The 20,533-nt window shown below is 66.1% G+C and carries 14 protein-coding genes; 8 read left to right on the forward strand and 6 right to left on the reverse strand.

Annotated features, from left to right (window positions below; translation table 11 throughout):
• The first annotated feature begins 204 nt into the window (after positions 1-204).
• Both ACA027_RS21485 and ACA027_RS21490 read left to right on the forward strand, forming a co-directional pair.
• Complete coding sequence (locus tag ACA027_RS21485; protein ID WP_370680217.1) at positions 205-684, forward strand: Lrp/AsnC family transcriptional regulator; 480 nt, start codon at positions 205-207, stop codon at positions 682-684.
• 311 nt (positions 685-995) lie between these two features.
• Positions 996-2,702 carry an MFS transporter gene (locus ACA027_RS21490; protein WP_370680218.1) on the forward strand — a complete coding sequence of 569 codons (1,707 nt, stop codon included), beginning with the start codon at positions 996-998 and terminating at the stop codon, positions 2,700-2,702.
• 543 nt (positions 2,703-3,245) lie between these two features.
• Here ACA027_RS21490 and ACA027_RS21495 read toward each other — a convergent pair.
• On the reverse strand, positions 3,246-4,418 hold the full coding sequence (locus tag ACA027_RS21495; RefSeq protein WP_370680219.1) for a murein transglycosylase A: 1,173 nt from the start codon (positions 4,416-4,418) through the stop codon (positions 3,246-3,248).
• Between ACA027_RS21495 and ACA027_RS21500 the strand changes: the two genes are divergently transcribed.
• Together ACA027_RS21500 and ACA027_RS21505 are read left to right on the forward strand one after the other, a co-directional pair.
• Positions 4,417-4,548 carry a hypothetical protein gene (locus ACA027_RS21500; protein ID WP_370680220.1) on the forward strand — a complete coding sequence of 44 codons (132 nt, stop codon included), beginning with the start codon at positions 4,417-4,419 and terminating at the stop codon, positions 4,546-4,548. The genes ACA027_RS21495 and ACA027_RS21500 overlap by 2 nt on opposite strands.
• Before the next feature lie 234 nt (positions 4,549-4,782).
• Positions 4,783-5,445 carry an OmpA family protein gene (locus tag ACA027_RS21505; protein ID WP_370680221.1) on the forward strand — a complete coding sequence of 221 codons (663 nt, stop codon included), beginning with the start codon at positions 4,783-4,785 and terminating at the stop codon, positions 5,443-5,445.
• 120 nt (positions 5,446-5,565) lie between these two features.
• Here ACA027_RS21505 and ACA027_RS21510 read toward each other — a convergent pair whose 3' ends face one another.
• The 4 genes from ACA027_RS21510 to ACA027_RS21525 all read right to left on the reverse strand — a co-directional run bounded on the left by ACA027_RS21510 (position 5,566) and on the right by ACA027_RS21525 (position 13,134).
• Positions 5,566-6,210 (reverse strand): response regulator transcription factor, encoded by a 645-nt coding sequence (locus ACA027_RS21510; RefSeq protein ID WP_370680222.1) that lies wholly within the window; start codon positions 6,208-6,210, stop codon positions 5,566-5,568.
• 26 nt (positions 6,211-6,236) lie between these two features.
• Complete coding sequence (locus ACA027_RS21515) at positions 6,237-8,192, reverse strand: nitrogen regulation protein NR(II) (protein WP_370682651.1); 1,956 nt, start codon at positions 8,190-8,192, stop codon at positions 6,237-6,239.
• Positions 8,193-8,281: 89 nt separating this feature from the next.
• The gene (locus tag ACA027_RS21520) at positions 8,282-9,100 is read right to left on the reverse strand and encodes a carbon-nitrogen hydrolase family protein (protein ID WP_370680223.1); all 819 of its coding nucleotides are present in this window, start codon (positions 9,098-9,100) and stop codon (positions 8,282-8,284) included.
• The gene (locus ACA027_RS21525; protein WP_370680224.1) at positions 9,097-13,134 is read right to left on the reverse strand and encodes a YhdP family protein; all 4,038 of its coding nucleotides are present in this window, start codon (positions 13,132-13,134) and stop codon (positions 9,097-9,099) included. Before ACA027_RS21525 ends, ACA027_RS21520 begins: the two co-directional genes overlap by 4 nt.
• Positions 13,135-13,273: 139 nt before the next feature.
• On the opposite strand from ACA027_RS21525, the gene glnE reads away from it, so the two are divergent.
• Together glnE and ACA027_RS21535 are read left to right on the forward strand one after the other, a co-directional pair.
• Complete coding sequence (gene glnE / locus ACA027_RS21530; RefSeq protein WP_370680225.1) at positions 13,274-16,033, forward strand: bifunctional [glutamate--ammonia ligase]-adenylyl-L-tyrosine phosphorylase/[glutamate--ammonia-ligase] adenylyltransferase; 2,760 nt, start codon at positions 13,274-13,276, stop codon at positions 16,031-16,033.
• 87 nt (positions 16,034-16,120) lie between these two features.
• Entirely contained in the window at positions 16,121-17,329 is a 1,209-nt protein-coding gene (locus ACA027_RS21535; RefSeq protein ID WP_370680226.1) for an HD-GYP domain-containing protein, read from the forward strand.
• Between the two features lie 351 nt (positions 17,330-17,680).
• Here the strand turns inward: ACA027_RS21535 and ACA027_RS21540 are convergent, their stop codons facing one another.
• Complete coding sequence (locus ACA027_RS21540) at positions 17,681-18,298, reverse strand: glutathione S-transferase N-terminal domain-containing protein (protein WP_370682652.1); 618 nt, start codon at positions 18,296-18,298, stop codon at positions 17,681-17,683.
• A gap of 147 nt (positions 18,299-18,445) precedes the next feature.
• Here ACA027_RS21540 and purB point away from each other — a divergent pair, with 147 nt between their 5' ends.
• A complete protein-coding gene (gene purB / locus ACA027_RS21545) occupies positions 18,446-19,825 on the forward strand; it encodes an adenylosuccinate lyase (RefSeq protein ID WP_370680227.1) in 1,380 nt (459 codons plus the stop codon).
• Between the two features lie 133 nt (positions 19,826-19,958).
• A complete protein-coding gene (locus ACA027_RS21550) occupies positions 19,959-20,519 on the forward strand; it encodes a YaeQ family protein (RefSeq protein WP_370680228.1) in 561 nt (186 codons plus the stop codon).
• Positions 20,520-20,533: the final 14 nt, after the last annotated feature.

Genomic DNA, 20,533 nt, shown 5'->3' on the forward strand with positions numbered 1-20,533 from the left:
CGTAGGGATAGGCTTTCATCGCTTGTCTCCATGGGCGGCACGGTGGTCCCGGCTGGCGTGCTTCCAGCAGACAGGGCCCCACGCCTTTTGTATGTAATTTCGATGACGGTGGTCAAGTGTATGCGCCGCTGTCCGGAAGGTGATTGCTTTCTTTGCCGTCCTCACGCAGTCTTGCGCAAGAAGCTTTCTCCAAAAGGCCTTTAATTGAACAGATTAGACAAATTCGACCTGGGCATACTCGCCGCCCTGCAGGCCGACGGGCGCCTAACCAATGCCGAGCTGGCACAGCGCGTGGGCCTGTCGGCCGCGCCCTGCTGGCGGCGCGTGCGAGCGCTGGAAGAGGCCGGTTTTATCCGCGGCTACCACGCCGAAATCGACCGCCACAAGATCGGCCTGGGCGTGCTGGCCTTTGTGCGCATCGATGCCGAAATCAGCACCGGCGTGCGCACACGCGAGATGGAGGAAGCCATACGCGCCATTCCCGAGGTGGTGTCCTGCCACTACATCAGCGGCAAGGGCATGTTCGAGCTGCAGGTGGTAGCCCAGGATCTGGAAAGCTTTTCGCACTTCACCCGCACCGTGCTGCTGAACCTACCCAATGTGAAGGACATGCACACCAGTTTTTCGCTGGGCGAGGTTAAGACCAGCAGCGCGTGGCCGTTGGGGCATCTGGCCCCCCCCTGAGTCGCCTTCGGCGCCTTCCCCCCCAGGGGGACGACAGCCTTTGCTGCGGGGCGGCCCTTGCTGGCTGTCTCGCCCTTGGGTTGCGCCAGTTTTGTACAACCTGGGCTCTACCCGGCCCTTGAAAAATCACAGACATCCCTGTCGGCACTGCATGTATTTCCCCAGGGACGACGGCTTGGCTACGGGACGGCGCGGCTGCCCTTGCAGGCTGTCACTGAGCTGGAGCTCACCGGCTTGGTATAGCGGGACTCCACCTCGCAGACATCCAAGTGCCAGCAAAGCTGGCCACTTGCCCGCACAATCAAGCCGCCATGTCTGATTCCTCTTCTCCCCCCGCTTTCGACATTCCAGGCACCCCAGGCAACAGCGCGGCTAGTGCGTCTGCTGCTGCCGGCAAGGTGCTGGAAGACCCATCCAGCCCGCACAGCCGCTCGCCCCAGGCGGGTAAACCGGTGTCCACCTGGGCGCCGCTGGCGGCCTCGCCTGGCTTTCGCATGCTGTGGTGCGTCACGCTGGCGGCCAATATCTGCATGTGGATGAACGATGTGGCCGCAGCGTGGATGATGACCTCGCTGACCACCTCGCCCGTGCTGGTGGCCCTGGTGCAGACCGCGTCCACCCTGCCGGTGTTTCTGCTGGGCCTGCCCAGCGGGGCGCTGGCCGACATCCTGGACCGCCGCCGCTATGTGATTGCCACGCAGTTTCTGGTGGCCACGGTGGCCGTGCTGCTGTGCGTGACGGTGGCCATGGACTGGATGACGGCGCCGCTGCTGCTGGCCCTCACCTTTGCCAATGGCATTGGCACGGCCATGCGCTGGCCGGTGTTCTCGGCCCTGCTGCCGGAGATGGTGAGCAAGGCCCATCTGCCCTCGGCCATGGCCCTCAATGGCGTGGCCATGAATGCCTCGCGCATTGTCGGCCCCCTGCTGGCCGGCGCCATCATTGCCAGCCTGGGCAGCGCCTGGGTGTTTGTGCTGAATGCCGTGCTGTCCCTGATCTCGGCCGTGGTGCTGGTGCGCTGGAAGCGCGAGCAACCCGAAAACCCGCTGGGCCGCGAACGCCTGCACAGCGCCATGCGCGTGGGCCTGCAGTTCGTCAAGGAATCGCCACGCATGCGCGCCGTGATTGCCCGCACCGTGGCCTTCTTTTTCATGTCCACGGCCATCATGGCCCTGCTGCCGCTGACGGCCCAACGCTTTGAGGGCCACTTCGTCGGCGGTGCCGGCACATTCACCATTCTGTTGGCCTCCATGGGCGCGGGCGCCATAGGCAGCGCCATGTTCTTGCCGCGCCTGCGCCAGGCCTTGGGTGAAAAACTGGTCATCGTCGGCACCTGCCTGATGGCCCTGGCCACGGTGGGCGTGGCCCTGGCGCCGCATTTGCTGCTGGCCATTGCCTGCATGATGCTGGCCGGCATGGCCTTGATCTCCACCGCCAACAGCCTGGGCGTGAAGGCCCAGATGGCCTTGCCCAACTGGGTGCGCGCACGCGGCATGGCGGCCTACCAGATGTCCATCATGGGCGGCACGGCCGTGGGCGCGGCGCTGTGGGGCAAGGTGGCCTCGCTGACCAGCGTGCCCACCAGCCTGATCGCTGCCGCTGTCACCGGCGTGCTGGTGATGCTGCTGGTGCAGCGCCTGGTGACCGAACGCCAGGCATTGGAAGACCTGAGCCCCTCCAAGGCCTGGACCCCGCCCACCCACGACCAGCCCGAAAGCGGCCGCGTGGTGGTGCAGATCGAATACCGCATCAACCCGGCCAAGGCCAAGCGCTTTCGCACGCTGATGCAGGAAAGCCGCCGCAGCCGACTGCGCCAGGGCGCCGTGGGCTGGAACCTGCTGCACAGCATGGAGCAGCCCGAGCGCTATGTGGAGCAGATCGTGGACGAGTCCTGGACCGAGCATTTGCGCCGCTTTGAACGCGTCACCGCCGCCGATGTGGCGCTGCGCGAGCGCAAGCTGGCGTTTCATGTGCACGACACTCCCCCCATCGTGCGCCGATATTTTGAGTCCCCCTGAGACGCTGCGCGTCTTCCCCCTCTCTGGCGCTACGCGCCGGAGGGGGACAGCACCAACGCGGCGGGGCGGCCCTTGCGCGGTGCCCTGGCATGAGACGGCGCCGGTTTCATAGGCTGCAGCTCTCTCCGTCAGCCACTCTCAAATGCAGAGCATCTAGAGCGCTAAAACCAACAGCTTCCGCGACAAAGTGGCTTGGGTCTGGCTCTGCGAGAGCACATGGCGCTATTTTTTAAAAACCAACTGGATTTCAGCCAGAGCAGGCCCGCGCAGCGCAGCGAGCGCTGGGTCCCCCCCCCAACGCCCAGACAGCGCTTGAGGCGCGGCGTCTCGCCCGCAGACAGTATCGAGATACGGCAAGTGCGAGCAGCACCAAGCGCTGTCTACCCGCAAACGCTGCGCCATTTGGATGGCCCATAGGCCCTGCACCACGAAACTGGCGCGGCCTAAGTCAGGGCTGCCGCGCAAGGGCCGCCCCGCCGCGCTGGCAGCGTCCCCCTCCGGCGAAGCCAGAGAGGGGGAAGGCGCAAAGCGCCTCAGGGGATGCTAGCTACCGCGGACCGGGGCGCCCTTGGGCCAGAGCACCCAGAGGCGCAGGTTCTGCTTGATCCGCCCGGCCAAATCACCCGCCTCATGCCCCCAACCCATGAAGTAGTCGGCGCGCACGGCGCCGACAATGGCGCTGCCCGTGTCCTGGGCCATCACCAGCCGGCTCAGATTGACCTGGGGGCCGGTGGAATGCAGCCACACCGGCGTGCCATAGGGAATGCTGCCGCGGTCCACGGCGATGGAGCGGCCAGGGGTCAGCGGCACGCCCTGCGCACCCTTGGGGCCGAAGTTGACGTCCACGCCCTCCAGCGCCTCCTCGCGGAAGAAGACATAGCGCGGATTGCTCCACATCAGCTCATTGGTGCGGCCGGGGTTTTGCGCAATCCAGGCCTTGATACCGGGCCAGGTGGCATCGCGCACCAGGCCCTGGTCCAGCAGCCATTTGCCAATGCTGCGGTAGGGCTGGTCATTGGTGCCGGCATAGGCCACGCGCACCTGGCGCACACGGCCATCGGCCTCGGTCAGCTCCAGCCGGCCCGAGCCCTGGATATGCAGCACCATGGCTTCCACCGGATCGTTCATCCAGGCGATGACCTTGCCCTGCAGCGCGGCCTGGGCCGCGGGCAGGGTTTCGATCTGCTGGCGCGTGTACCAGGGGCCGCCCTTGGCCGTGCGGCCGGCCGGCAGCGCGTAGAGCGGGATGTTGAATTCGGCCGTGGGCAAGCGGCTGGCGATGATTTGCGGCTCGTAATAGCTGGTCAGCATGCCGTCCACGCGGCCATCATGTCCTTCGACGCGATAGGGCTGCAGACGCGAGCGCAGCCACAGCTGCTGCTCGGCCTCGCTGGACAGGCTCATGCGCCGCACCTCGCCGCACAAGGGGGCAAATGTGGGGCTGGGCCGCTCGCAGTTTTTCAGAAAGGCATTCCAGGCCTCGTGCAGCGCATCCTGCTCCAGACCGGGCAACTCGGCCCAGCGCACAGGCACCCAGCGGCTCTTGGCCTGCAGTGCCGTGCCCGGCAGCGGCGCCGTATCGCTGCCATCGCCCAGGGCAATTGGCTGCTCGCCGGGCAGGCGCCCCGAGGGTCCGGGTTTGGGGGGACTGGAGCAGGCCACCAGGCTTCCTACAATGACAGCCATCAACGCACGCAGCGGGAGAGAGACATTCATGACCCTGATTTTGCTTGAAGCGCTGCTAGCCCTGCTGGTTCTGGTGCTGATTGTCTGGTGGACCATGTTCTCGGGCCGCCCCAAGGGCGAGCCGCCGCGCCGCCCCGGCCCCCCGCCACCCGAGCCTTGAGGCAGCTGCAAAGGTGCAAAGCTGGCGGACACATTGTCAGCATTTGCCATCGCTGCTGGCACGACCTTGCCAACTCCTGCTGTCTTACGCATTACCTGCTTACAACTTGCTATCCTTCCCTCCAGGTTGGCGTGCCCAGGTCGCCACTGTGTGCCGCAGGCCCCCGATATTCCAGGTCTGTGCCGTGGGCATCTCCACCACGCATACTTTTCACCACCTGTTAAGGAGGACTTCATGCACCGCAAAATCATCCTGGCCGCCGCCACTGCGGCCGTACTGACCATCACCGGCTGCGCCAACACCGGCATGAGCGACACCCAACGCCGCACCGCCACCGGCGCGGGCGTAGGCGCACTCGCGGGTGCTGCCATCGGCGCTGCCACCGGCGGCAAGGCCGGTGTGGGCGCCTTGGCCGGCGCCGCCGTGGGCGGCCTGGGCACCTACATCTGGTCGAACAACATGGAAAAGCAAAAGCGCGAGATGGAAGCCGCCACCCAGGGCACGGGCGTCCAGGTCACGCAGACCCATGACAACCAGCTGAAACTGGACATCCCCAGCGACATCTCGTTCGACACCGGCCGCTACGACATCAAGGGCAACTTCGCCCCCATCCTGGATCGCTTCGCCGAAGGCCTGCGCAACAATCCCAATACCCAGCTGCGCATCGTCGGCCACACCGACAGCACCGGCACCGATGCCATCAACAACCCGCTGTCGCTGCACCGCGCCGAGTCCACCCGCAACTACCTGACGGCACGCGGCGTCAATGGCAGCCGCATTCAGGTGGAAGGCCGTGGCTCCATGCAACCCATTGCCACCAACGACACTGCCGACGGCCGCGGCCGCAACCGCCGCGTGGAAATCTTTGTGGGCGAGCCCCCGGCACAGCAGCGCTGATCTCCGCGCCACGCAGTCCACCATCACCAGGTGGGGGCTACGCCACCCACAACAAAGGCCGCATTCAGCGGCCTTTGTTTTTTGGGGAGAAGTGGGAAGAAAAGGCCGGAGCCTGGGGGCTCAGGATTCGGACAGCTGCCCGTGGGCGCGCAGCAGGTTGGCCAGCTCCACCGCCGACTTGACCTGCATCTTGTCAAACACCCGGGCGCGGTGCACTTCCACGGTGCGCACGCTGATGTCCAGTTGATCGGCGATCAGCTTGTTGGGAACGCCCTCGATCACCAGGCCCATCACGGCGCGTTCGCGCTCGGTCAGCTCGGAAAGGCGGGTGCGCACCACTTCCTGCTGGGCCTCGCCCTCCAGCCATTGCGCAGACACGGCCAGGGCCTGCTCGATGCGGTCCACCAGGCCGTTGTCGGAGAACGGTTTTTCGCAGAAGTCGAAGGCGCCGCGCTTGACCGTGTCCACTGCTGTGGGCACGTCGGCATGGCCGGTGAGAAAGATCACCGGCATGCGCCCTATCAGGCCCTGGGCCTTGAGGTCGTCAAACAGCGTCAGCCCGCTTTTGCCACCCATGCGCACATCCAGCAGCAGGCAGCAGGGCGAGCGCGCAGGCCCGCGCTCTGCCAGCATGGCTTCAAAGGATTCGGCGCTGTCGAAAGATTCGCTCAGCAGCCGGCGCGAGCGCAGCAGCCAGGCAAGCGCTTCGCGAACATCGGTATCGTCATCGACGATGTAGACGATGGCATTGGGGACTGGTTCCATGGTGTGTATCGGGGGAGAGAGCGCTGTCACGCAGACTCCGCAATGGGTAGCGTGAAAGTGAATACCGTACCACGCGGCAGGTTGGGGGTGAACTGCAATTGTCCGCCATGCTGCTCGACCACCGTGCGGCACAGGCTCAGACCCAGGCCCATGCCCTCAGGCCGGGTGGTGAAAAAAGCCCCGAACAGCTGCTGGGCCACGCTGTCCGGAATGCCCACGCCCCAGTCGCTGACCGAGAAAACCAGGCGGTCCGGCACCTCATGGGCCCGGGGGTGGCGCACGGTCACGGTCAGCTGGCGTGGCTCGATCTGCGCGTCATCCATGGCCTGCATGCCGTTGCGCGTCAGATTCAGCAGCACCTGCTCCACCATGGTCACATCGCACAGCACGGCGGGCAGCAGCGCGTCCTGCTCCACATCCACCTGCACGCCCAGCTTGCGGGCCTGCATGCGCACCAGAGGCATCACCGCATCCAGCAGCTCCTGGGGCTGCACGGCTTCACGCGACTGGTCACGGCGGCGCACAAAGTCGCGCACGCTTTTGATGACCCGGCCGGCACGGTCGGCCTGAAAGCCGATCTTGCGCATCACCGTGACCAGTTCCTGCAGCTGGTCACGCGCCTGTTCGGCCGGCAGCTGTGCCACGGGCGTGCTGCCCGTACCTTCCAGCAAGTGCAGCGAACCCGAGGCATAGCTGGCGATGGCCATCAGCGGCTGGGTCAGCTCATGGCTGAGCAGCGAGGCCATCTCACCCACCGTGGCCAAACGGGCCGTGGCCTGCAGGCGCTCCTGCGAGGCGCGGGAGATTTCCTCGATGCGACGTTGCTCGCTGATGTCGATGAAGGCACTCATCCAGCCCGTGTGCTGGCCCTGGGCGTTGATCAGCGGGGCCTCGAAAATCAGCACCGGAAAGCGCGTTCCATCCTTGCGCATGAACATGGATTCATGGCCTTCGCGCACCGTGGGAATGGCGCCGGACAGACGCCACCCCTGGCGCTTGCGGTATTCCTGGGCCAGCTCGGGCGGCCAGTAGGGCGCGATGTCCAGACCCAGCAGCTCCTCGGTGGTAAAGCCCACCATGGCGCAGAACGCGGGGTTCACATAGCTGATGCGGCCCTGCAAATCGCGCGCACGCAGGCCGGTGATCAGCGAATCCTCCATGGCCTTGCGAAACGCCAGCGCATCCCCCAGGTCACGCTCGGCGCGCAAGCGGCGGCGGTTGTCCCGCACCAGCACGATCAGCACGCTCACCAGGGCGATGGACATGGCCGTGACCAGGGCCGTCAGCACATTGGGGAACACGCTGGGCGCCCGGTGCCAGCTGTCCATGCGCAACACCAGGGTGTGGCCCGGCAGGTCCAGCAGTTGCTGGGCCGAGAACACCCGCGTGCCCCGCCAGACTGCCCCCACCAGGGCCAGACGCGTGCCATCGGGCTCGGTGAACGACACCTCCTGGTTGCGCGTGAGATTTTTGCTCACCTGGGCCGAGAGAATATAGGGCAGCGAATAGGTGACGACCTCATAGCCGTCGAACCGGCCCTGGTGCTGCAGAGGCAGGCAGGCCTCGATCAGCTCCATGCCCATGCCTTCGCCCAGCACCTGGAAATAGCTGCTGGAGTAGGCGGTGGTATTGGTGCGGCGCGCGCTTGCGCAGGCGGCCAGCGCATGGCTGTCGCTGTCTTCGCGAAAGTTGCCGCTCCAGTATTCGTTGCGGTAGGGCGTCTCGGCATGGGCGACGATGGCCATGTCCGGGTTGCGCCACTCGATGCGCAGCATCTCCCGGCGCACCTGCAGCAGTTCGGCGGCACGCACCCGCCAGTCTTCTTTCCCGACCTCGCCGGCGTTCAAGGCCTGCAGGTCTTGCGTATTGCGCGCCAGTGCGGCGCGGACCTCCGAGACGGCGCCCGCCGTGTCCCGCTCCAGCTTGTCCTGCACCTGGCTGGCCTCGTAGCGCCCCGCCAGCCACACCATGGTGACCAGCATGCTGACCACCAGCGCCACCAACAGCGTCCACAAAGACCAGCGCCGCCAGGCGCTATGCCAACGGCGCCATGGCCAGGTCTGAAAAGGTTTCACAAGACTCGATGCTCCAAAGCCGGCAGCTGCTGACGCACCTGCCGCAAAAATGCGCGGTCCAGTTCGGCGCTCACCACCCCTGCGCCTTCGGCGCTGCGCACCGCCTGCACCTGTCCCCACGGGTTCACCAGCATGCTGTGGCCCCAGGTATGGCGCCCATTGTCATGCACACCGCCCTGCGCCGGCGCCAGCACATAGCACTGGTTTTCGATAGCACGCGCCCGCAGCAACACTTCCCAGTGGGCCTTCCCCGTGGTGTGGGTGAAGGCGCTGGGCACCAGCATCAGGTCGGCCCCTGCAGCGGCATGGGCGCGGTACAGCTCGGGAAAGCGCAGGTCATAGCAAACGCTCAGCCCCAGGGTCCAGTCCGCGCCACTGCGGTCGGTGATGCGGGCCGTGACGGGCTGCTGGCCGGCCTGCACCACCTGGGCCTCGTCGTACTGCTCCGCACCGGTCGCAAAGCGGAACAAATGCACTTTGTCATAGCGCGCTGTGCATTCCCCGTGCGGGCTGAAGAGCAAAAGGCTGTTGAAAACATGGTCGGCGCTGGCCGTGCGCAGCGGCAGCGTGCCGCCAGCCAGCCAGATGCCGTGCTGCGCCGCCCATTGGGACAAGGCCTGCTGCAGCGGACCGTCGCCCCAGGCCTCGGCATAGGCCAGCTTGTCGGTGTCACGGCGCCCCAGGCCGCAGAAGTACTCGGGCAGTGCCACCAGCTCCGCCCCTTGCTGGGCCGCCTCGCTCACCAAGGCCTGGGCAAGGCGCAGGTTCTCCGCCACATCGGGGGAAGACCGCATCTGGATGGCTGCAACTTTCATGGCATGGACTCCTGGGTGGCAGAGGGATCGGGAGGGGACTGGGCCGTGGCCGCCGTGTCCGGCAGCGTGGCACGCTTGGAGACGACCTTGACCTGGGGGTCTACCCAGCTGCCCGTGACTTCAAACTCCCGCGTGGCCGCCGCAATCAGCGGCCCCCGCAGCACGGCCTGGGCCAAAAAGCTGCCCAGGCCAATCACCGGGTTGATGGCCGAGGCCACCAGCGATGCCGTCATGGCGTTGATCTCGGGCACCACCACCACGCGCAGCTGCTGGGTTTCGTCGACCAGGCTGGCCTGGCCCTCCATCAGCACGGCGGCATTCACCCCCTTCATTTGCAGGTTGTTGGTGCGCGCCACCCCCTGGGTGACGGCCACATCGCCGCGCACAAAGTCAAAGGCAAAGCCGCTGCTGAACACATCGCGGAAATCCAGGCCTATGCGCCGTGGCAGCGACTGCAGGCTGAGCACGCTCAGCAGCTTGGCCAGGCCCGGCTCGGCCTTCAGAAACTGGCCCTGGCCCACGTCCAGGTGCAGCTGGCCGGACATGCTGCGCCAGTCGGGCGCAATCGGGGCGCCCCGCCATGTCAGCTGGCCTTCCAGCAGCCCCTTGCCCCCGCGCACCACCCCCGGCATGGCCAGGCGCCCCAGCAACGCGCCGGAGTCCTTGAGCTGCAAGGTAAAGCGCAGCTGGGTGCGGCGGCGCAGCACATCCGGCCCGCCCCAGGTGCCCGAGGTGGTCAGCACCGCCTCCGGCATCGTCAGGTCCAGATGGTCCAGCACCCATTGCGCGCTCCCGTCGCGGCGCATGTTGCGGGCCTGCACAGCCAGGCTGCCCAGCTCACGCCCGGCCAGCGCGAATTCCTTGACCACAATATCCAGCGCCGGCATCTGCCGGGGCTGAGACTGCAGCAGATTGTCGGCCTGCTCCCCTGCCCCCTCCGGCAGCAGCAGATGCGAGAGGCGCGCAAACACCATCCCTTGGGGATTCGCCGCACCGGGCTCGCGGTACTCCACATAGCCGCCCAGTTGCCGGGACTGCACATTGCCGCGCCACACCGCGTCCGCATGGCTGAGCCCCGCCACCACGTCGTATAGCGTGCGGCCATGCAGGCGCAGGCTGCCGGTGCGCAATGCCAGGTTCTGCGGCAGATATTCCTGCATGGCCGTGGCCGGCGCGGCACCGGTTTCGGCCTTGCCCTCCTTGGGCCACAAGGCCAGCCATGCATCCAGGTCCAGGCTGTCCAGCTGGACATGGGCCTGCACCTCCCGGCTGCTTTCCAGGCCCGCAGACCAGGCGCCTGCCGCACCCACATTCCCGCCCAGCTCCAGCCAGCCCGCCACCACCTGGGATGCCTGGCCGCCTTGGTCAAACACATAGGTCAGCGCGGCACGGTCCTGCACATGCACCTGCAGCATGTCCCGCAGCGGGGCCTGCGCGCTGGCCGCTGCCTGCGGCGTCAGACGCTGCGTAATCTGCAAGGGCACAGCCCCTTCAGCCGGCTTGCCCAGGGGGGCTGGCAGCTGCACGGCCATGCCCTGCAAGCTGGAGCGCACAGTGATCTGCGGCAGCCCACGCAGCAGGCCGACCTGCACGTCGTAATCGGCAGCACCAGCCGCATGCTGGGCCAACGCAGCCACCGGCGCCAGAAAGCCGTCACTGCGCATGCCTTCGGCCGTGGCGCGGCCACGGGCGCGCACATCCAGCACCGGTGCGCCCTTGCCCAGCTTCATGCCGCCATTGACCCGAACCTTGCCGCCCATGGACTGGGCCTGTACCTCGGCAATCTCGAAACCCTGTTCGCTGAAGTGCACGGCGCCGCGCGCATCCTGCAACTCGGGCACATCGGGGCGCAGCCGCAGGCGGTTGCCCTGCAGCCCCACCGTGCCCTGGACACGGGCCTGGTCCAGATGGTCTATGGGCAGAGTCAGGTCCAGATCCAGCGTGGCTGCCCCTGCGGAACTGGCCTGGTCCAGCGCATGCTCGGTCAGCGCCGCCAGCGGAGAGCGGGCCACCACCTCCAGCCAGGCAGGCAGTGCCGCCTTGCCATGACCCTTCACCTTCAGCACGGGATAGGACAGGTCGGGAATCGATGCCTGTATGCCCTCCATGGGCACTTTGCCGCCTTCGCCGAACAGGCCCTGGGCGTTGCGCACCTGCATGCCGCTTTTATCGAACACCAGCTCACCCGCGAGCCGGCTGATCAAGGGCCAGGGCGCCTCGCCCGGCGCGCGCACGGACGGTGGCGCGTAGTCGTAGACCACATCGCGCACCGGCGCCGTGATCTGGAACACCCCGGCGGGGTGGTGATCGAAGGGGAACTCGGCCAGCGGCCCCTGCACCTTGAAGCGCACACCCGCGGCCTGGCCGGAGCGCACGCTGTCGCGCACATAGTGGCGCGCATCGGCTGGCACTTCCAGCGGCAGATAGCGGTGCACGCGCGCACCGTTGGCACGGGTCAGCACCCCTTCCAGATTCAGCTCTCCGGGCAGGCGCTGGGCCGCGTCGGCGCCCATCTGCCACTGTGCCTTGAACTGGCCCTGGGCGTCGGCATTGGCAAACTGGGCCTGGGGCAGCTGTACCGACCAGCGCCCGTTGGCATCCTGGCTCCAGCGCAGCTGGGCCTGCAAGCGGTCGACAGGGATGCGTGGCTCTTCAAAGATGCCCGGAAATTCGAGCGCGCCCTGGCGCATGCTGACATCGGCCGATCCGCCTTGCTGGTCCAGCGTGAAGCTGGCGCTCAAGCCCTGAACACCCGGCAGGCGCTCGGCCTCTTCCTGGGTATCGAGCAGTTGCAGTGCCTGCACCTGCCCCTGGGCGCGGTAGCGCAAGGACTGATTCGGCGCAGCCGGCTGCCAGTGCACGCGCAGGTCACGGGCCTGGCCCTGCAGCGCCCAGCGCCGCAGCGGTGCGGCAGCCGCCTCTGGCAATGGCAGGCGCGCTGCCAATGCCTGCACCAGCCCCAGATCCAGAAAATTGGTCTCCAGCGCATGGGGAGACGGGCTGCCGGCCTGGGGCCAGCGCACGGTCAGCGCGCTCTGCGGCCAGCGGCGCCCATCATCCAGGGTGAAGGTCCACCCTGTTGCCTTGGCCTGCCAGCCACCATCCAGGGCCTGCAGATCCAGACGTCCCGCCACATCGCGCAGCGCCAGCGGCGCAGGTTGCGCCCCGGTCCATTGCACCTCGGCCTGGGGCAGTTGCAGATCGACCGTGAGCCCCGCCAGGCTGCCTTTGCGCACATCGGCCCAGGCGCGGAAATCGCCGGCTGCCTGCACCTGGTTGACCCCCCATTCCTGTGGCCAGGGTAAGGCGGGTAGCTGCTGCAAGCGCCCCTGGGCATACCACTGCCCCTGCCAGCGCTCCCAAGGTTTGCGGCCTGTAGGCAGCAAGGGCTCGCGCAGCTGCCCCAACACCTGCACGGCGCCACCGCCCTGCGCGGGGTCCAGTTGGGCATCCAGCCGCAGCGCATGGCGCCAATGGCCGCTGCGCAGCACCAGGTCCACGGCATGCAACTGTTGTTGTGGCGTGCCACGCAACTCATCCACCCAGCGCAATGTGCCGCCGCGCACGGCGATTTCGGGCTGGTTCAACACCCATTCCAGGGCGGCGCCGTCGTCGGCACGGTCATCGCGCTGCAGCAGGCCCGCCACTTCCCAGCGGCCATCGGCCAGGCGGCGCAGCTGCAGCTCCGGCGACTCCACCACGATTTGCTCCACCCCTTGCCGCCACAGCGAACGTGCAGAGATGGCCACCAGCACCCGGGGCAGGCGCAATGCGGTCTGGCCCTGGCTGTCCAGCAGCTGCACCTCGCGCAGCTCCAGGGAAGGCACCAGCCCATCCGAGAATGCGGCCACCGAACCTATGTGCACCGGTACCCCCAAGGCCTGAGCGGCCAGCTGTTCCAGCTTGCCGCGGTAGTCACCGATTCGCGGCACAATCAATCCATGGAGCACCCCGGCCGTGGCGCCCAGCAGCAGCCAAAAAGCCACCAGCCCCGCCAGGGTCCAACGCGCCAATCCCGCCAGTAAGCGGAGCATGCGTGAGGGGTGCGGTTTCGGATCGATCATTGGCAAGACAGAGTGTGGCTGGAAATTATGACCCGCCGCTCCGTTCGCAAGGCGGCCATAGGGGCATGCTTCTTGCAGAGCACCCTGCCTCCCCTTTCCCTTGGTGAACATGCACAGCGCAGACCTTCCCCCGGCCGAACACGCAACATCCGCCCCGGCAACCGCCGCCTACTCGCGCTTCTGGCAACGTCTGCACCGGCGCTATGACGCGCTGTTTTCGCTGCTCCCCCCCGGTCCACCCACCCGCGCCACCATGGAAGTTGCGCTGCAGGCGCTGCGCGACCAGGCCTATGACGTGGGCGCGGCGCTGCGCATCCTGCGCCAGCTGGTGATGGAGCGCACCATGGCGCTGGACTGCGCCGGCGAGGCCGATCTGGCCGCCGTGACACGCAGTGTCACCGAGCTGGCCGAACTGGCCCTGGACCAGGCCTGCCAGGCTGCGCGCGCTGACCTGGACAGCCGCCATGGCGCGCCCCTGGGCCCGGACGGCCAGCCCGTGCAGCTGTGGATCATCGGCATGGGCAAACTGGGTGCTCGCGAGCTGAATGTGTCCAGCGACATCGACCTGATCTATGTCTACGAGCATGACGGCGACACGGCAGGCCTGCCCGATGGCCGTGGCAAGCTCTCCAACCACGAATACTTTGGCCGCGTGGTCAAGGCCATCTACACCTTGATCGGCGACACCACCGAGCATGGCTTTGTCTTCCGTGTGGACCTGGCGTTGCGCCCCAATGGCAACTCCGGGCCGGCGGCCGTCTCTCTGGGCTCGCTGGAGGAATACCTGCTGGTGCAAGGCCGCGAGTGGGAGCGTTTTGCCTGGCTCAAGAGCCGCATCTGCGCGCCCTCGGCCTGCATTGCCACACCCAATGTGCAAGGCCTGCGCGGCGTGGTCCTGCCCTTTGTGTTCCGCCGCTACCTGGACTACAGCGTGTTCGATGCGCTGCGCAATCTGCACCGCCAGATCCGCGAACATGCCACCCGCCGCAGCGCCGGCCACCCCGAGCGGGCCAACGACGTCAAGCTCTCGCGCGGCGGCATCCGTGAGATCGAATTCACCGTGCAGCTGCTGCAGGTGGTACGCGGCGGCCAGTTCCCCGAGCTGCGCTGCCGCCCCACATTGGAAGCGCTACAGCGCCTGGCACGCGCCAATCTGATGCCACAGGAAACCGCGCAGCAGCTGGCCCAGGCCTACACTTTCTTACGCAATGTGGAACACCGCATCCAGTACCTGGATGACCAGCAGACCCATGTGCTGCCCACACGCGACGATGATTTGCAGTGGATCGCCCAGACCATGGGCTATGCCGATTGCCGCGACTTTCTGCACCAGCTCGACGCACACCGTGAGCTGGTGGCCCAGGAGTTCGACACGCTGCTGGGCGGTGACCCCTCCCAACAATGCACCACCGGCAGTTGCGGCAGCCCACGCGTCGCCGCCGGCCCGGTCATTGCCGACCTGGACGGCCTGCTGGAGCAACTGCCCTCCGCCCTGGCCAGCCGCGTGGCCGAGTGGCGCCAACTGCCCCGGGTACAAGGCCTGCGCGACGAGGCCCGCACCCGCTTGTTCCGCCTGGTGTTGCGCACCGCGCAATGGGTGCAGCAAGGCCGGGTCGGCGAAGAGGCCGCCGTGCGCATGGTGAACTGGCTGGAGCCACTGCTGCGCCGCGAGAGCTATCTGGCCCTGCTGCTGGAGCGCCCTGCCGTGCACGAGCGCCTGCTGCACATGCTGGGCGCGGCCAAATGGCCGGCGCGCTATCTGCAACAGCACCCCGGCGTGATCGACGAGCTGGCTGGTGAGGCCCTGTTCCAGGAGCGCTTCTCGGCCGCCGACTTCGAGCATGAAATGGCGCTGCGCCTGCAGGCGTTGGAATCCACCGGCGAAGACGACGACGAAACCCTGCTGAACCTGCTGCGCCGCGCCCACCATGCGGAGACCTTCCGCACCCTGGCCCGCGACGTGGAAGGCGCCATCACCGTGGAGCAGGTGGCCGACGACCTCAGCGCCCTGGCCGACACCGTGCTGCGTGTGACCGCCGCCTGGTGCTGGCAGCGCCTGAAGAACCGCCACCGCGAAGTGCCGCAATTCGCCATCATTGGCTACGGCAAGCTGGGCGGCAAGGAGCTGGGCTATGGCAGCGATCTGGACATCGTCTTCGTCTTTGACGACGACGATGACAACGCCCCCGAGGTCTATGCCGCCTTTGTGCGCAAGTTGATCAACTGGCTCACGGTGAAGACCGGCGAAGGCGATCTGTTCGAGATCGACACCGCCTTGCGCCCCAATGGCAGCTCGGGCCTGCTGATCACCAGCTTCAAGGCCTATGCCGACTACCAGCAGCAGCGCGGCAGCAACACCGCCTGGACCTGGGAGCACCAGGCCATGACACGCGCCCGCTTTGTGCTGGGCAGCGATGACCTGGCCGCCCGCTTCGACGCCGTGCGCGAAGCCGTGATCACCGCACCACGCGACCCCGAGGCCCTGCGCACCGAAATCGTCGCCATGCGCGAACGCGTGCGTGCCGCCCACCCTGTGCGCGGCACAGTCTTTGATGTCAAACACAGTGTGGGCGGCATGGTGGATGCAGAATTTGCCGTCCAATACCTAGTGTTGTCCCAGGCTGCCAAATATCGCGAACTCATTGACAATGCGGGCAATATCGCATTGCTGCAGCGCGCCGAAGCCGCAGGGCTTTTACCCGCAGGCCAAGGCCAGGCGGCGGCCACCGCCTACCGCGAGCTGCGCCGTGTGCAGCACCAGTCCCGCCTGAATGAAGGCAATGGCCAGGTGGAGCCTGCGAGCGTGGAACCCCAGGCCATGGCCATACGCCAGCTGTGGCACACGGTATTTGCTGCGAATCACCCTTGAAAATGCATGCATGTCGTCTCGCCCCGTGGCTTGTTGCGATAGCAGCGGCCTGAAATGTAAGAATATGTCACATTTCCTGTGCCCACTATGAACCTCGTTGAACTGAACATCGACACCATCCCGCTGGGGCAGCCTCTGCCCTTCGCCCTGCGCGGTGTGGCGGGCGCCTTGCTGGCGCAAAAGGGCTATGTCATCCGCTCCCATAAAGAGCTGGAAATCCTGCTGGCGCGCGGCCAGACCCTGTGTGTGGACACCGACGAGTCGGGCGAGAGCTTTCGCGCCTTCAAGGCCCACCTGCAGGAGATTTTGCTGTCGGACAAGCCCCTGGGCATGATTTCGACCATAACCATGAGCGCCACGCTGGCCCAGGAGGACGCTGCCGACCGGGAGCGCCAGACGCCGCACTGGCCCACCTGGCAGGCCAGGCTGACCCAGCTGATGCGCAGCCCCGATGTGGACAGCTTTCTGCCGCGCTTCGAGAACATGCACCAGAACCTGGCACGCCACAGCCTGGACAACCCCGACGCCGCCCTGCTGGCGCTGGTGCAGATGTCGGCCGAGGAAACCCGCCATTACTGCGCCACCCACGCCATGCTGGTGGCGGCCGTGTGCATGATTACCGCCCGCGAAACCCTGCGCTGGCCGGCCGAGCGCATCCACCAGCTCGGCCGCGCCGGCCTGAGCATGAACCTGGGCATGGGCCATTTGCAGGACGATCTGGCCCAGCAGATCTCCCCACTGAGCCCCACCCAGGCCCAGATGGTGGAAGAGCATGCCCAGCGCTCCGAAACCATGCTGCGCGGCATGGGGGTGGAAGACGAGGTCTGGCTTCTGGGTGTGCGCGGCCACCATCTGCGCTCCCCCGGCCGGCTGGCCGACAAGACACCCGCCAACCAGGTGGCCCGGCTGCTGCAGCGCGCCGACATCTTCGGCGCCCGCATTGCACCCCGTGCCAACCGCCACCCCATGTCCGTCACCTCGGCCATGCAGGCCACCTACCACGACGAAACCAAGTCGGTGGACGAGGCAGGCGCAGCCATGGTCAAGGCCCTGGGCATCTACCCACCAGGCGCCTGGGTGAAACTGGCCAGCGGCGAAACCGCCGTGGTGGTGCGCCGCGGCAGCACGGCGGCCACCCCCAGAGTGGCGGTGCTGGTGAACAAGGAAGGCATGCCCACCGGCGAGCCCATTCCGCGTGACACCGCCCACCCCAACTGGAAAATCGCTGCCCCCGTGGCCCACCGCGATGTGCGCGTGCGCCTGCCCCTGGACCGGCTGCTGGACATCGCGTTCTGAGCCAAGATACCAAACGAAGCACACCGTTACATTATTTTTCCCCCGGAAAAACGGAACTTCTGTCCAATGCATAGATCGAAAAAGCGTAGAAAGATGAGCAACTCGTCTTTTCTCGCTGTACCGGTTTAGTGTTGTGAAGCCTGCATGCTTGGCATCTGTCCGTCCTGGGGCGTTTCTCCTCCCTCCCTCTCTTAATTCGTTTCGGGACGCTTCACAACGTTTTTTATGCAGACAAAAAGGCCACCTTGCAGGTGGCCTTTTTGCGATGGCAGCCAGAGGCGACTGGGCTATCTGCCCAAGTCAGAGGCGGCCCGCAAGGGCCTCGGCACGCAGTGCCTCAGAGAGCCCCATTCACTTCGGCGCCGTCTCCACAAAGCACGGTCTGGTCGCCAGCTTGGCGTGCAGCTGGGCCAGTGCGGGTCGGTCCTGTAACCAATCGCGCTGCGGAAAGCGAAAGGCCAGCCAGTCGAGCGCCGTGACCACGGCGATATCGGCCAGGCTCAGGTGCGGCCCGGTGAGAAAGGCCTGGCCCGCTGGCGCCTGGGCCTGCATGGCGTCCAGTCCCCGCAGCACCTTGGTCAGCGAGCGCTCCACCCAGGCCTGGCAACGCTCAGCCTCGGTACGGCCGGCCCAGGTCTGCTCCAGCCGCATGGCCACGCCCGCATCCACCACCCCGTCGGCCAGGGCCTCCCAGGTTTTGACATGGGCACGCTCACGGCCTCTGGCGGGAATCAAGCGGCCCACGGGCGACAGCGTGTCCAGGTATTCGACGATGACGCGCGAGTCATACAGCACCTCTTTGCCATCCAGCACCAGGGCGGGCACCTTGCCCAGGGGGTTGGTCTGGGCCAGCCGGGAATCGATGTCCCAGGGGTTTTCTTCCTGAAACCGGTAGTCCAGCTTCTTCTCGGCCAGCACGATGCGCACCTTGCGCACATAGGGGCTGCTCAGGGAACCAATCAGCAACAAGGTCATGGCGGCAACTTTCGCTGCGGACAGCAAGGCAGTGGTTTCTGCGCCGTGGAGGGTTCCGCGGCGCGCGGAAAGGCAAATTCTAGCGAGGCTGTAGGGGGCAGGCACAGCGCGTGTCAGCGCGCACACCTACAATCGGCGCCCATGAGTCTGTCCTCCATCTCCGCCCTTTCCCCGCTGGACGGCCGCTACGCCGCCAAGCTCTCCGACCTGCGCCCCATCATGAGCGAGCAGGGTTACATGCACCGCCGTGTGCAAGTGGAAGTCACCTGGTTCATCGCCTTGTCCGATGCCGGGTTTGCCGAATTCCCCCCCCTAACCGAGGGTGCACGCACCTATCTGCACGGTCTGGTGAGCCATTTCAGCGAGGCTGATGCAGCCGCGATCAAGGAAATCGAAAAGACCACCAACCACGACGTCAAGGCCGTGGAGTACTGGATCAAGGCCAAGTTCGACGCCCGCCCCGAGCTGCAAAAAGCCGCCGAGTTCGTGCACTTTGCCTGCACCAGCGAAGACATCAACAACACCAGCCACGCCCTGCAGATCCGCGTGGGCCGCGACATGGTGGTGCTGCCTGCCCTGGACCGCATCATCCTGAAGCTGCGCGAAATGGCGCGCCAGTACGCCGAAGTGCCCATGCTCAGCCGCACCCACGGCCAGACCGCCAGCCCCACCACCGTGGGCAAGGAACTGGCCAATGTGGTGATGCGCCTGCAAAAGGCTTCGGACAACATTGCCAACGTCCAGGTGCTGGGCAAGATGAATGGCGCCGTGGGCAACTACAACGCCCACCTCTCGGCCTGGCCCGACTTTGACTGGGAAGCCTTCAGCAAGAAGGTCATCGAAACGCCCGAGCCCGCCGGCCTGGGCCTGACCTTCCAGCCCTACTCGATCCAGATCGAGCCGCACGACTACATGGCCGAGATCTTCGACGCCCTGGCCCGTGCCAACACCATCTTGATCGACCTGTCGCGCGACATCTGGGGCTATGTCTCCCTGGGCTACTTCAAGCAGCGCCTGAAGGCCGGCGAGATCGGCTCGTCCACCATGCCGCACAAGGTCAACCCCATCGACTTCGAGAACGCCGAAGGCAATCTGGGCCTGGCCAACGCCATCCTCAAGCACCTGTCCGAAAAGCTGCCCGTCAGCCGCTGGCAGCGTGACCTGACCGACTCCACCGTGCTGCGCAACATCGGCGTGGCCTTTGGCTACGCCACGCTGGCCTACACCTCGCTGATGACCGGCTTGAACAAGCTGGAGCTCAACGAGGAACGCCTGCAGGACGACCTGAACCATGCCTGGGAAGTGCTGGCCGAGCCCATCCAGACCGTGATGCGCCGCTACGGCGTGGCCGGTGCCTACGAAAAGCTCAAGGAAGTCACGCGCGGCAAAACCGTGCTGGCCGAAGACCTGCACCGCCTCATCAACGGACTGGAAATCCCCCAGTCCGACAAGGACCGCCTGCTGGCCATGACGCCGGCCAGCTACATCGGCAAGGCTGCCGAGCTGGCCAAGCGCGTCTAAAAAACCATAGCTGCATGTGCTTGAAATTCAAGCACTTCAGCATCAAAGAGCTGCCAAAGCGAGGACAGACCCGCGCTGGCAGCTCTTGTTTTTGAGAACCCTATGAAAGGACTGCCTGCGGGCAGAACGCCCCATGGCCATCAAGTCCACCATCTTCAAAGCCAATCTCTCGATTGCCGACATCGACCACGGCTACTACGCCGACCACAACCTGACCCTGGCCCGCCACCCCAGCGAAACCGACGAGCGCATGATGGTGCGCCTGGTGGCCATGGCCCTCAACGCCTGGCAGCTGCAGGCCCTGTGCAACGGCGACGGCACGCTGGCCTTTGGCGTGGGCCTGAGCGACCCGGATGATCCGGACGTGCACATCACCGACTACACCGGCCAGAAACGCCTGTGGATCGAAGTGGGCCAGCCCGAAGAAAAGCCCATAACCAAGGCCTGCAACAAATCCGACCACATGCTGGTCTACCCCTTCAACCACGCCGCCCATGTGTGGTGGAAAGGCCTGGAAGGCAAGCTGGGCCGCCAGGACAAGCTGGAAGTGCTCTACATCGACTCGGACATCGCCCAGCAGCTGGGCAGCCTGGCCGAGCGCAGCATGCAGCTGCAGGCCACCATCCAGGAGGGGCAGTTGACCTTGTCCAGCAATCTGGGCACGGTCTTTGTCGAGCCTACGCGCTGGAAATAAAAACATCCATGTCC

It is taken from the genome of Comamonas sp. GB3 AK4-5, from assembly GCF_041320665.1.
Taxonomy (GTDB): Bacteria; Pseudomonadota; Gammaproteobacteria; order Burkholderiales; family Burkholderiaceae_C; genus Comamonas.

Bases quoted from the DNA above. Each gene is read 5' to 3' on its own strand.
- ACA027_RS21495 (WP_370680219.1), bottom strand. From the start codon at position 4,418: ATGAATGTCTCTCTCCCGCTGCGTGCGTTGATGGCTGTCATTGTAGGA.
- ACA027_RS21505 (WP_370680221.1), top strand. From the start codon at position 4,783: ATGCACCGCAAAATCATCCTGGCCGCCGCCACTGCGGCCGTACTGACC.
- ACA027_RS21535 (WP_370680226.1), top strand. From the start codon at position 16,121: ATGAACCTCGTTGAACTGAACATCGACACCATCCCGCTGGGGCAGCCT.
- ACA027_RS21515 (WP_370682651.1), bottom strand. From the start codon at position 8,192: ATGCTGGTCACCATGGTGTGGCTGGCGGGGCGCTACGAGGCCAGCCAG.
- purB (WP_370680227.1), top strand. From the start codon at position 18,446: ATGAGTCTGTCCTCCATCTCCGCCCTTTCCCCGCTGGACGGCCGCTAC.
- ACA027_RS21550 (WP_370680228.1), top strand. From the start codon at position 19,959: ATGGCCATCAAGTCCACCATCTTCAAAGCCAATCTCTCGATTGCCGAC.
- ACA027_RS21500 (WP_370680220.1), top strand. From the start codon at position 4,417: ATGACCCTGATTTTGCTTGAAGCGCTGCTAGCCCTGCTGGTTCTGGTG.
- ACA027_RS21520 (WP_370680223.1), bottom strand. From the start codon at position 9,100: ATGAAAGTTGCAGCCATCCAGATGCGGTCTTCCCCCGATGTGGCGGAG.
- ACA027_RS21490 (WP_370680218.1), top strand. From the start codon at position 996: ATGTCTGATTCCTCTTCTCCCCCCGCTTTCGACATTCCAGGCACCCCA.
- glnE (WP_370680225.1), top strand. From the start codon at position 13,274: ATGCACAGCGCAGACCTTCCCCCGGCCGAACACGCAACATCCGCCCCG.
- ACA027_RS21525 (WP_370680224.1), bottom strand. From the start codon at position 13,134: ATGCTCCGCTTACTGGCGGGATTGGCGCGTTGGACCCTGGCGGGGCTG.
- ACA027_RS21510 (WP_370680222.1), bottom strand. From the start codon at position 6,210: ATGGAACCAGTCCCCAATGCCATCGTCTACATCGTCGATGACGATACC.